The sequence below is a fragment of the Leucobacter chromiireducens subsp. chromiireducens genome, from assembly GCF_016758255.1.
GTDB lineage: Bacteria > Actinomycetota > Actinomycetes > Actinomycetales > Microbacteriaceae > Leucobacter > Leucobacter chromiireducens.
In genome coordinates, this window is sequence record NZ_QYAD01000003.1 from 358,791 (window position 1) to 370,986 (window position 12,196).

Consider the following 12,196-nt stretch of genomic DNA (forward strand, 5'->3'; position numbering starts at 1 on the left):
GTTCCTCGACAAACGCGTGGGCGTCGTTCAGTTCTGCGGACAAGTCGTTCTTCCAGGAGCGCTGGGACCAGGCCGTCGTCGGTGCAGGGTTCCCCGGTGTCTACACCCAGGCGGCACCCTTCATGCAGAAATACTGGCCCGAAGCGCTCGCAGGTGGCGGGGCGAGCCCGTCCGCAGTGTGCATCGCGCTGAACCAGGACGAGCCGCCGCAGTCCTACAACCTCAGCGTCACCACGGACAAGAACGCCGACTTCACGATGTCCGGCGGCACGCAGGCCGTCGCTGACACCATCCACGCATCCAACGGCGGTTCCTCCATCAAGGAGAACATCGAAGCGCAGGTGATCCTCCACTGGGACGGTGTGGAAGGCAACGCGCGCACGGTCGCGAAGACCACGCAGATCTCGAACCAGGGAGATACGAAGTCGCCGAGCTTCACCCCGGCTGATTTCGGGTGGTCGAGCTGGCCGCAGGGCACGTTCTGGTTCGACGTGATCGTGAACAAGCAGGGCATGATGGCGGGCGCCGTCAACACCCCTGATCGTGATCCGCGCGAGACGTGGAAGCTGAACCCGGTGAAGCCTGGCAAGGATCTCTGGGCAGCGGACATGAGCCGCAATCTCACCGACCAGGACGTTCTGGCGTCCGGCATGATGCACAACGCCGTCATCACCGCGCAGCCCAACGGGTACGCGTCCGCGATGACGATCACCGATGAGGTGCAGACCGACAAGGTCTGGATCGGGGCGAAAGGCAAGGACGTGGCCACCGCCGCGTACCTCCTCGACCCGGAGGGGAAGAAGGTCACCGGGGCAAAGATTCAGATCGGCCGCACAGGCGGCAAGGTCACCATTTCCGGGACCGTGACGGGGATCCCCGATAAGTTCCAGAACCGCGACTACAAGCTCGTTGTTCCCACCTACGTGCAGCCCACGAAGGCGGACTACACGATTCAGGACAAGTCGCACGTTTGCTACACCACCACCGGCAAGGACTGCATCGACGGCCCGACCGAGAAGACCCGCAAGGTCACACCCACGCCCGACAAGGTGTGGGTGCTCGATGAGAATGGTGCGCTGACCGCCCGCGACCCTGACTGGACGAACCAGGCTGGCGCAGACGAGAAGGTGTTCCTCCAGGGCGACGCGGTCTCGGCGGTAGTGAACGGCAAGGTCAAGGGCAAGATGCCCTCGAACCTCGACAACTACCAGATCATCGATGATTGGACAAAGGCGGCGAAGTACGTCGATTTCTCCGACTCGAAGAAGGTGAACGTCTTCTACGAGACCGCTCCCGGTTCGGCGAAGTTCGACAAGGTCACCGACCAGTTCGATATCAAGGTGGCGGGCACCAAGACCACGGCGACGGCCAAGACTGCGTTCTTGTCCAAGACGAAGAACCTATCCGGCGACCGGGCGGTCAAACTCGTCATTAGTGGCGAGTTCAGCACGGACTACGACACCCAGGGCGAGACCGTGGTGCTCCACAACAACGGTTCCGAGATTTGGAACAACGAGGAAGTGCCCACGAACGAGCCGCCGGTGTACACCTGGACGCCCGACCCGAACAAGCAGGTACTCGGCTCCGCGGAAGAGAACGGCGACCACGCCCACGATGACATCAACGGCATGAACGTGTGGCCCGGGCAGAAGCTCGAGTACTCCCTCGGTATCGACCTGCGCATCCCTTCGAACACCGCCCGTGGCGTGAAGTCGCTCGCGGTGATGGACGTGTTCGATGCGAAGTTCACGCCCGACAAGGGTTCGGTGGAGTTCTGGGATTCCCGCGATCCGAAGAACCCGAAGCCGCTGCCGCGCTCCGCGTACAAGCTCACTTGGGACGATGCGGGACATTCTTGGACAGCAACGTTCACCGACAAGTGGCTCGCTGACAACCTGGGCCCGAACTCTGAGTGGCTGAAAAAGGGGTGGCTGACCGCCCGCTTCACCGGCACGGTGAAGAAGGACGCAGCGCCCGGTTCGACGGTGAAGAACCAGGGCTTCGAGATCCTCAACGGCGTCAAGACCGCGACCGAGATCCCCGAGGTCAACATTCCGAACCCGAAGCCTGACAAGGAAGACCTCAACACCGACCTGGTCGATATCGACAAGAAGGTCGTGGTGAAGGGTGACACCATCCTCTACCGACTGACGCTCGATGCGATGCCGTCAACGGACAAGCTCGCGTACAAGGTCCACAAGCTCGGCATGACCGATGACTTCGACGAGGAGTTCTTGTCGCTGAACGCGGAAGACATCCGGGTCACGAACAAGGCCACCGGTGAGGACGTGACGGCGAAGTTCAACATTCAGGTCAAGGACGGCGTCGCGTACGTGTTCGCGAAGCAGGTCGACTCGGAGAACCCGAACGGGGATCTCATCAAGGGCGACCCGCAGCCGGCAGACCTCGGCAAGTAGGCCAAGGCTGATGTCGACCCGATGCTCACCCCGATCATTGATCAGAAGCTGATGGGTCACCAGTACTTCATCACCCCTCCCACGAAGGTGATCAAGGACCAGGACGGCTACGTCATCAAGAACCAGGCCGTGCAGAACATCGAGAACTCGAACCAGCAGACCAAGATCGTTTCGAACCCGCTGAAGCAGATCAACCCGGACAAGGACGTGGTCGCGAAGGCCGGCGGGAAGGACTCGATCGACGGCACCGAGATCAAGCTGAACTCGGAGTTCAACTACCTCCTGAACTCGTCCACGATCCCCGCTGATCGCGCGTACAAGGCGTCGCAGTGGTCGATCATCGACAAGTTCGACCGCGTGCACGATCAGTACACCGGCATCTGGGCGGTGTACGCGAGCACCGACGTCTACGACGGTGAAGAGCTCGTGTTCAAGAAGGGTGATCTGATTCAGTCTTCCGAGACTATTCAGGCGGTTCCCGCTGACGGTGCAGAGACCGAGGCAGAGGCTCCGGTCGAGTACTTCAAGGCCGTGTTCGATGAGGAGAAGTACACCTTCAGCATCGAGGCGCTGCCCGCGTACCTCGATCTGGTGAACAGCCGCGGCGACCTCGAGCAGCAGTTCTCCGTCTACACGAAGATGATCCGTATCGCCCCTGCCGAGGAGGTCGTGAACGTCTTCGACGAGAGCTACAACGGGGTCATCCGCAAGTCCGACAAGGTCGTGACGCGGACGCCGGAGAACCCAGCGATCGATATCGAGAAGTACACGCTCGACGAGGGATTGAAGAAGGGCGACCGCGACACGCTCGAGGAAGCCTACGGGCTGACGGTGACCGAGCTGAAGGAAGGCGTGAAGGTTGGGTTCCGCATCACCAACACCGGTGATGTTCCCCTCCAGAACGTGAAGTTCGGTGACGTCACGATCAATGGCACCAAGGGTGAAGTGGAAGACATCACCTGCGATCTGCCGGAGCTTGGGACGGTGAAGCCCACGGACCTGACCACGCTCGCGGTTGGTGAGTCGATCGACTGCACGGGCATCCTCCAGGGGATGCAGAAGGGCGATATCCACACGGATAACGCCACGGTGACCGCGGAGTCGGTGTACACGAAGAAGAAGGTCAGCGACGAGGATCCCTGGAACGCGAAGGCCCCCGAGAAGGATCCCGCACCGCTGGCAAAGACCGGCGGCGCAGGGCTTGCAGGCCTCGCTGGAGCTGCGATCGCGCTCCTGGGTGGCGGTGCAGGGCTCGCGTTCTACGCAGACCGTCGCGGCCGTGCCCGCAATCTCCAGGACGCGGAGAACGGAGGTGCGACTGAATAGTACTTTCCCCTGATTCTCTTCCCCTAAGAGACAGTGATGCCCCCGGACTAGATCAGTCCGGGGGCATCACTGTTTGAGGCGACTACACGTTGCAGTTCATTCCTGCAGGGCAACCGCCACCGCCGGGGGGCGGGGGCGGAGGCGTCCAGCTTCCCCCTCCGCCACCGCCGCCGCTCGGGGGTGCGACAGGCGCAGGTGTCGGGTCGGGGGCAGGAGCGTTCCAGCCACCACCACCGCCTCCGCCGCCCCAGTCCTGGGCGACTTCACCACCGGTGTACGGTGCCGGGGCCCATTCCTCAACCGGCGCAGGTGCTGGCGGCGCAGCAGCTTCCGCTGCTGCGGCGGCCGCCGCCGCAGCTGCTTCAGCCTTGGCGACCTCAGCCTTATGCGAGGCAGCGAGCTTGGCTTGCGCGTCGACGAGCGCCGCGGTCGCGGCACCGAGCTCGAGCGTGGCCTTCGCCTCAGCCACTGGCTCCTTCGCGGCCCCCAGTTCCTTGCTCGCGCGCTCCACGCGCTCCACCGCCTTGGCGGTGGTCTCCTTCGCGTCCTTGGCGGCCTTGTCGCTGGACTTCTGCACCGCAGCGGTGTTCTTCACCGCGTTCTTCGCTGCGTCGCCGAGCGCGCCCGCGGTGCCGACGATCTGCTCGGCCGAGAGGTCGACAAGCTTGGCTTGTGCGTCCCGCCCAGATTCGGCGGTGGCACGCATCTGGTTCGCAGCGTCGAGAGCGCCCGCTGCTTCCGAGTACCGTCCCGGGGTCACCCACTCGAAGTCGGTGCTGACGGGCTTGAAACCGGTCGCTATCTCGATCCCAGATCCGACCTCGATCTTCCCAAGGGTTTCCCGGGCGTCCGTGACTGCTTTTGCTTCCGTCTTCCCCACGAGTGCGGGAGCGCCGGCGATCACCTCCAGGTTCTTCTCGTAGGTGGTCAGGGTCTTGCCGCTGAGTTCTTCGGCGGTGCCCGCCAGCTCGACTGCTTCGGCCTGTGCGAACTCGAGGGCGGTAATCGCGTAGTTCTGGTTCTGCTTCAGGCTGCCGTACGCGGCCTGGAACCCTATCAGTGCACCGCCGGCGGCGAATACCAGAGCAGTGCCGGCGGCGACGGGAATGACTATCTGCTTCCGGCGATACCAGGGCTGCTTTGTGGGCGCCTCGGTGGGCTGGGACATTGAATCTCCTTCGTGGGTGGATGATCCCCCTATTGGGATACTACGAGCTGCCTGAGACGTGCTCGGTTTGAAGCGGGGATCTTCGGTAGGTGTGGGGCTGGGTTCCGTGGTGTTCATCGGGGTCTCCATTCGTGATGGTGTTGCTACTAGAAGCGGTGTGGTGCGCGGCCCGGGCCTAGTGGGCGGCACGGGTGTGCCGCCCACAAAGTCAGTTGGAGGACTGTGGCGAGTTCTTCGCCGATCCATTGGGCGACGTTCACTGGGACGGCGTTGCCTGCACCTGTGGTGGTCTCTGATTTGTTCGCGGCAGAGGTGTCGTAGTGGTCGGGGAGTCCGTGATCGTGCCAGGCTTCGACGGCGTCGCCCTCGTTATCGCTGATGTGGCGCCAGTTGCAGATGTCGCAGATGACCTTTGCGCCCGTTCCCGGGGAGTTCCCCGGCCTCGTGGGTGTGCCTGGAGTCGGGGCTGCATTGCGTGGATGCGTGGTAGACGTGCAGGGTGTGTCTGTTGAGGACGAGCCCTTGCTTGTTGTACCGGTCTGCGTGCCACATGTGGCTGTCCGGGATGCACCCGTAGTTGCCGTTGTGGAGGATCCACCTCTCCCACGCGGCGTCAAGCTCTGCGGGTGTGCGTGGTTCCTCGTGGTAGCCGAGGGGCGCACCGTCCCAGGCAAGCTGGGTGGCCACTGCTATGCCCCCTTCTTCAGTGCCGGGAGAATCCAGCAGCGGTACGTCACGGCCGCCCACAGGGTCGGGATCGTGATTGCTGCCACGATGGGACCGATTTCTTCGAGCATGGTGCGCCTCCTGCGTGCTTGGTCTTGGGTCTTGGGTCTTCAACCCCCTCACGTTTTCTTGCCGTGAAGGCACGAATGTGCCTGCGGAGACGTGGAGTGCGGAGCATGACCGTAGCGGTGGGCCAGCGTGGCGCAGACATGCGAGCACGCTGCGTGAAGCCGGGGCGCGAAGCGGTTCGGCGTGCGGCCAGGTGGAGCACGGAACGTTCGTATGCTGCCGAAGGCTTCACGGCAAGAAAACTGGGCGAAGCCCAGCAAGAGAAAGGGCCGGCCTCTGTGACGGCTCGTCCCGGCGCCACATGTGCGCTCTCCGAGGGGCGCGGCTAGATGTCGAAACCGTGGGTCGTTGTCGAACACCAGGTTAGATAGGGCTATCGCGAGCTAATTCAGGGACTTCATTGCAACTGCGCTTTCAGACGAATCGTGCATATATCGGTGACGTGTCCGCAAACGAATGGCCACATTTGCCCCGAGAACGAATACACCGAGAATCGTGGAAGAATAGGCGAGATGTGGGAGCCGGATTGTGGTTGCTAGTCAGCTAGCGAAAGTGTTGCAGCGTTCTAAGGGACGTCATGCCGGTTGTTAATGCTGCTGCGCTTTCCAAGATGTTCTCGAGAACCGTGATTCGAGAACTCACTGCGAATGGCGAATCAACGGCGTTAGCGCGCCGCATGTCACAGTCCGGGGTTTTCTCTGCGTCCCACCAAGATTGCACGCTCAGTCAAGCGTTTGATCAGGCTTACCAGATTCTCGAAAAACGCGGACTAAGAGACGACTACGTCTACCGCAATGCGGTTGTCCGCAAGAAGCTCCTCGGACACCACACCCTAAACACAGCTTCCATGCTCTCTGAGTTCTCTATCGGCATGTCGAGGGCGGATCTTGTTCTTCTAAATGGCACCGCGATGGTCTACGAGCTCAAGTCAGAGCGTGACTCCCTCACACGCCTTCAAGGACAGATGGACGACTACCGTCGCGTCTTTGCTGCAGCGACAGTTCTCACAGATCAGAAGCACCTGCTCAAGGTTGAGAAACTGGTCGATGCGTCTGTGGGACTTGCAGTGCTCACTGCACGTGGGCGGATCTCGGAGATCCGACCGGCAGCTCCAACGCCCGAACGCATTGACCCCTCCGCCGTTCTCGACGCTCTTCGTCTCCAAGAAGCACTCGATGTGTTGCGGCGTATGGAAATCGAGGCCCCAGACACTACAAATACTAAGATTCGTGGCTGCATTCGTTCACTGTTCAAGGGCATAGACCCAGTGGAACTTCACTCTGCCCTGGTTGAGGTGCTGAAGTCGAGTCGGAGCCTCTCTCCGCTAAAACAACTCATCCCATCTTTGCCAGATTCACTGATTGCAGCAGTTCTTCCATTAGGATTCAAAAAGGAATCCCAATGGGAAAAGTTGCTCGGTTCGATGGAAACCCCACTGGCCGAGGTGATGAAGTGGAAGTGATGAGTCTTGTACTACCCGGTTCTGCGCGGAAAGAGATTTGAGCTACTAGCTGTTCGCGACAGCGCCGCTGTGATGGCGGCATCAGGTTTCGTGCCAATCGTTGAGCCCGTCACTGCAAAACTCGACGACCTGAAAAGAGCACTCGACGCACTCACGGAGAACGGCTGCAGCTCTTTTGTGATCGTTAACTCCCGCCACGGGAAAAATCGCCCCACGACACCAGCCGTCGAGTCACTACTCCAGCAGTACCCGAATGCTTCCACCGGCAGCCCGGCCATGGCGCTCACCGCGAGCACCTCGCTCGCGGATGTTCTCGCGTTCCTAACGCGCCACCAGGGGCGAAGAGTCGCCCTTATCCACGCAGGGTTCACGAATGGGCCCGCTTTGGCCCAACAAGTCACCAATTTCCAAGGAGACCTAACGCACGTCTTCGAAGACAAGAAGACAGACTCCCTGTATCGGCAGTCCTTCCTGTCTGGAACGCGTGTCATCGTGGCTGATGGATTCACTAGAACGAACAATCGAGACTACCCGGATGTCGAACAGTTCTCGTCGCTGCATCTCACGTATCAAAATGATGGATTTGATGGTTTCGGCGACTACCTGATCCAGGGCGACTACTTTCAAGACGGCGGTGGTGGAGCCTACGCTGTCGCGATTCACCTCACCTGCATTGACCCCAACGACCAAGACCGAATGCACATCCGTCACTTCGTCTCCGACGACAACGAGACCAGAGCAGACCCTGGGGCGAAGTTTGACCAAGCGGTTGCCAAACTGGTCGCGCACGTGAATTCACCAGCTTCCTACGTTCTTTCCACAGCGGGGCTGGATAGCTTTCTGCGATGCGCAGCGGGCCCGCACTACCCGGGTCTCGGATCGCTCAAGCGCTACTCAATGAATCACCACATCGAGACTCTGGCGAACTACCCTTAGAGTCACTACTGCCGCGTTCACGGGTCTGATGGTTGTACTCACTTCCATCAGCTCGTTGAACAGAAAGTCCCTCTCTCTGACTGGGTTTGTCGTTACTGCCAATTAGCTTGGCAAAGTACACAAGATTGACTTGGCGCTAGACCTGCGCAGCACCAGGTCTCGTGTGGCATGAACAAGTACGCACTCTCACACCGCCGAGTAGTCCGCGCACAGGAGCGACGGGTCGCAAGCGATCAGCGCGCCGAAGACGTGGTCCGGAAGATCTTGGAGCATGCGCAGCAACATCGCGACCTCGAAACCCTCCGTGAGCGGTGCCGCCGTGCTGGCGTTCGCGCAAAGTTTGTCTACCGAGACGGGCTGCATCTTGCGGAGTCGACTGTCAGAAGAGCGTTTCCTTCTCTTGTGGCCGCCTTGATTGCGTTCATCGCGGCGTACAACGCAATACCCATGGGGAAGATTGCCAGTGTGCTCGGCTGGCTAGCGGTTGCGGTTGGGATTGGAAGCATCATCCAGTGGATGACTGCCCGAGAGCCCCGGCTCGAGGTCACTCTGTCGCCCGGGGACCCTGCGGTGGAAGAGATGATGTTCTGGCGGGAGTCGGGGCTGACCCGAGACCAGCGACAGCACGCAATCTTGCGCGTGATGCGCGCCCACCCAGACGCGCAGCGAGTTGTGCAGCCGTCGGTGTGGGATCGGATGGTGCGTCGTGGTGCGTGAGCGCGGTATCCGCCCCGAGGATCTTGCACCTCCTGCCCCGCTGCCCGCGCCGTCGGTTGCGGAGCTTCCGATTGATTGGATGAAGCTCGACGACGCGGAGCGTTCCGAGATCCTGCTGTCAAAGCTCATCCCGTGGGTGCCGGAGCTGGTGCGCAGTTACATGCTGAAGCCGCAGATCGTCGTTCCGTGCTGGTATCTGCACGAAGAGATGATCCATGAGGTTCTCGCGCTGTACCAGTACCGCGAACAGCAGCAGTTCAATCTGGAGCTTGGGCCACCGGCAAGCGCACCGATTGATTTCCAGTATCAGCTCGGGCTTTGGAAGCACCGGATGACGGAGCTCACTGCCAACGCGGGTTGCACGCAGGCTGATCACCATCGGCCGACAGTGCAGGCATGGGCAGACGTGGAACGGCCGGAGTCGGCAACGTGGTCGGTTACCGCTGAAGAGTTCGCAATGGAGCTCGCAGCTGACTTCGCGATGTCTGAGGCAGCAGATAGCTCTTCAAGTGAACCCCCCACCGTACGAAATGGAGCAGAACAGTGACAGTTTCACCGTCCGAGAAGCCGAAGAACTGGCGAAAGATGCTCGTCATCGCCGGCGCCGCAGCGTTCGCGATCGCGGCAATCGCAGTGATCGTCGGAGTGATCATTGGGCCCGGCGAGAAGTCCCCACAAGCTCAGAAGCCGGCCCCGCAGGAGAACACTTCGCAGGAAGAGGAAGCTGAACCCGAGAAACAGGAAGGGCTGAAGAAGGGGGACGTGAAGGCTCCCGAACTGCGTTTGGGCGCTGATGGTCTTGCGGAGATGGAGATCACGACAGATCCGCGAGTGGCCGCTGCCGCGGCCGCGCAGGTGCTGATGTCGGTCGACACCACGAAAGCGGGGACGGTTGAAGAGTTCCGAGAGGAAGCGCTGAGTCGCGTCACCCGCCCATCGGAGAACTACGTCGGCGCAGGTGACGGGCTCATCTCGCAAGACTTCACGGGGAAGGCCCAGAATATCGACGAGCTGATCGCCGCGTACCCACAAATCACGGCAGAAATGAACTACTCGCCAACGGGATGGTGGTGGTTGCCCGGGGATTCTGCGTCGTTTGCCGGGTTCGCGTCTTATGGGGCGAAGCTCGAATCGCGCGCGCTCGAGGTGTACAACCAGGCTGAAATGGTGAAGTACACCGAGGGTGCCTCGTGGACGGAGCCGGCGAGCACACTGCAGGTGAATATCGACCCGGAAGCCTCGTTCGAGCTGTGCTGGGTGCGCGTGGAAACCACTACCACGACCGCAGACAGTACGACGTCGAAGCGGTACCCAGTCGCGCTCGGGATCTACTGCGACCCCCCCCCCAGCCGTTGGGGGCGAGTGCGCGGTGGCAACGCTGATGACGAAGTACCCGGTCGGCTGGCGGACGAACTACTAGCTCATGGCTGCACCTGTCGCGGCGAAAGTCGCTATCCAAGTAGCTCAGTCAAAGACTGGGCGCCGCATCATCGGCGGAGTGCTCGCCCTGGTGCTTGCGATCGCCATGCTTCCGGTGTTCATCATCGGGAGCATGGCCTTTGCCCTTGCCGGAAACAATGCTGAGGAGTGCCCGGTCCCTGGGGACGCCGGCGGCTTCACCAGCGAGCTGCTGGGCAACGCGCAAACGATTCGGTCTGTGGCAGGTGAACTCGGAATCAGTCATGACGGTGTCAAGATCGCGATCATGGTCGGGCTTGTAGAGTCAGGCCTCCTGAACCTCGCGAACTCGACTGTCCCGGAGTCTCTCGGGCTCCCCCAGCAGGGCACACCGGGTTCTGACCACGACTCTGTGGGAGTGTTCCAGCAGCGCCCCTCGGCAGGCTGGGGCACCGTGTCAGAGCTCATGACGCCGGCCTACGCCGCAAAGGCGTTCTTTGGTGGCCCGTCAGGGCCAAATGGTGGGAGCCCGCGCGGTCTCCTTGATGTTCCCGGGTGGGAGGATCTTCCCCTGGGTGTGGCCGCGCAGCGCGTTCAGGTGAGTGCGTTCCCTGACGCGTACGAGAAGCGCGCGCAGGACGCTGATGCGGTCCTCGGAGCAATCGGTGGAGCTGGTTCAACTTGTGGCGGTGGGGGCGACGGAGGCACGCCGCCGAAGGTGGTGGGCGGCTGGGCGAACCCTATCGGGATGCAGACCTGGGCGACTTACCCGAACCATTCCGGTGGCGCTATGGATGTCCACGTCGGTGTGGGGACGCCGGTGTATGCGCCTGCTGCGGGCAAGACGTGGGATCTGTCGGAAGTGTGCGGTGGGAAGGTGCTCGGCGTGCAGCACGATACTCAGTACACAACGGTTTTCGCGCACCTTTCCAGCTTCGCGGTGCAGCCAGGAGCGAGTGTGAAAGCTGGCCAGTTGATCGGGTACTCGGGGGCCTCGGGCAGCTGCGTCGAGGGCGCTCATCTCCACTTTGAAGTACGCGTGGGACCAAACCCCCAGGCGTGGGGGAACTTCATCCCCGCGTACCGCTTCATGCGGCAGGTTGGGATCCTGATGGGTGAGTGCACGGGAGGCTGCTCTCTGTACCCAACGTAGGGACGCGAGCAGGTATCTAGGGACGACAGCTCTGTGGAACCTTCCATTTTGTGCACAGAGTTTCATTTTTGGCCTACCTCATACGAGGCATGGAAAACGCTGTTTGATTATTCAGACTGTGGGGGGTGACTCCGGAGAGCCTTCTCTCTTTCGGGGCACTTGCCACCAGGCCGATTTGCGTCTGGCGTTTCCAACCAAACGAACGATCGGGGAAGAAATGATTCGAGCTTCAAAGCGAACATCCGGCATCATCGCGGTAGCGGTCGCCGGTCTCTTAGCATCGACAGTTGCACCTTCATCAGCCTTTGCTACAGCTGAATCAGTATCAGCTGAGATTCCCCCGGTATCCACGTTTGTCCCGGCGCCCGCCGAATACCCAGAATCGATCTTTGATGTTCAGGTAACGGAGGGCGGGTTTACTTACCAGCTTCCAGGTGCGGGCTCGGGTAGCGACCACGAGAACACTGCCGCAAAGGCTGCTGGAATCGGCGTCGGCTGCCAGGGGGCATACGTACTCCGCAAGGTAAGTAATTACATCGAATGGGGCGCGAACAACACCTGCACAGGCACCCCGGACAAGAAGTACCTTCCTTGGTACATCAATGGTTCTCTCCAGCGCGCAAACGTAGGAAGCAATTCCTTTTCTACAGTGCACGGAAACTTTTCAACACCTGACCGTTGGGGCTCTTACGGCGCGCTTTCCAAGGACTACAGCTGCTTGGGTGGAAAAAAGTACAAGTACAGGGTCAAATGGAATGTGCAATACACAGGACTCAACTCAGGCACTTTCTACTCCGATGTGAAGACAATCGCATGCACCTAAG

At 60.9% G+C, this 12,196-nt stretch carries 9 protein-coding genes and 1 pseudogene; 8 read left to right on the forward strand and 2 right to left on the reverse strand.

Features of this window, described 5'->3' with window-relative positions; translation table 11 throughout:
- The first annotated feature begins 1,184 nt into the window (after positions 1-1,184).
- Positions 1,185-3,743, forward strand: a pseudogene (locus D3226_RS15175) (LPXTG cell wall anchor domain-containing protein).
- An 82-nt stretch (positions 3,744-3,825) separates the two neighbouring features.
- Here D3226_RS15175 and D3226_RS10380 read toward each other — a convergent pair.
- On the reverse strand, positions 3,826-4,911 hold the full coding sequence (locus tag D3226_RS10380; protein ID WP_202382457.1) for a hypothetical protein: 1,086 nt from the start codon (positions 4,909-4,911) through the stop codon (positions 3,826-3,828).
- A 1,372-nt stretch (positions 4,912-6,283) separates the two neighbouring features.
- Here D3226_RS10380 and D3226_RS10385 point away from each other — a divergent pair.
- Together D3226_RS10385 and D3226_RS10390 are read left to right on the forward strand one after the other, a co-directional pair.
- The gene (locus D3226_RS10385; RefSeq protein WP_202382458.1) at positions 6,284-7,168 is read left to right on the forward strand and encodes a sce7726 family protein; all 885 of its coding nucleotides are present in this window, start codon (positions 6,284-6,286) and stop codon (positions 7,166-7,168) included.
- 6 nt (positions 7,169-7,174) lie between these two features.
- Positions 7,175-8,104, forward strand: coding sequence for a sce7725 family protein (locus D3226_RS10390; RefSeq protein WP_202382459.1), 930 nt, complete (start codon positions 7,175-7,177; stop codon positions 8,102-8,104).
- A gap of 186 nt (positions 8,105-8,290) precedes the next feature.
- Here D3226_RS10390 and D3226_RS10395 read toward each other — a convergent pair whose 3' ends face one another.
- Positions 8,291-8,467, reverse strand: a complete 177-nt coding sequence (locus D3226_RS10395) for a hypothetical protein (RefSeq protein ID WP_202382460.1) — start codon at positions 8,465-8,467, stop codon at positions 8,291-8,293.
- Positions 8,468-8,506: 39 nt separating this feature from the next.
- Here D3226_RS10395 and D3226_RS10400 point away from each other — a divergent pair, with 39 nt between their 5' ends.
- The 5 genes from D3226_RS10400 (at position 8,507) to D3226_RS10420 (ending at position 12,195) form a co-directional block, all read left to right on the forward strand.
- On the forward strand, positions 8,507-8,821 hold the full coding sequence (locus D3226_RS10400) for a hypothetical protein (RefSeq protein ID WP_202382461.1): 315 nt from the start codon (positions 8,507-8,509) through the stop codon (positions 8,819-8,821).
- Positions 8,822-8,900: 79 nt separating this feature from the next.
- Entirely contained in the window at positions 8,901-9,368 is a 468-nt protein-coding gene (locus D3226_RS10405; protein WP_202382462.1) for a hypothetical protein, read from the forward strand.
- 38 nt (positions 9,369-9,406) lie between these two features.
- On the forward strand, positions 9,407-10,405 hold the full coding sequence (locus tag D3226_RS10410; protein WP_237462678.1) for a hypothetical protein: 999 nt from the start codon (positions 9,407-9,409) through the stop codon (positions 10,403-10,405).
- Positions 10,320-11,372 carry a M23 family metallopeptidase gene (locus D3226_RS10415; protein ID WP_337248974.1) on the forward strand — a complete coding sequence of 351 codons (1,053 nt, stop codon included), beginning with the start codon at positions 10,320-10,322 and terminating at the stop codon, positions 11,370-11,372. The genes D3226_RS10410 and D3226_RS10415 overlap by 86 nt, the downstream gene beginning before the upstream one ends.
- A 217-nt stretch (positions 11,373-11,589) precedes the next feature.
- The gene (locus tag D3226_RS10420; RefSeq protein WP_202382464.1) at positions 11,590-12,195 is read left to right on the forward strand and encodes a hypothetical protein; all 606 of its coding nucleotides are present in this window, start codon (positions 11,590-11,592) and stop codon (positions 12,193-12,195) included.
- Position 12,196 lies beyond the last annotated feature (1 nt).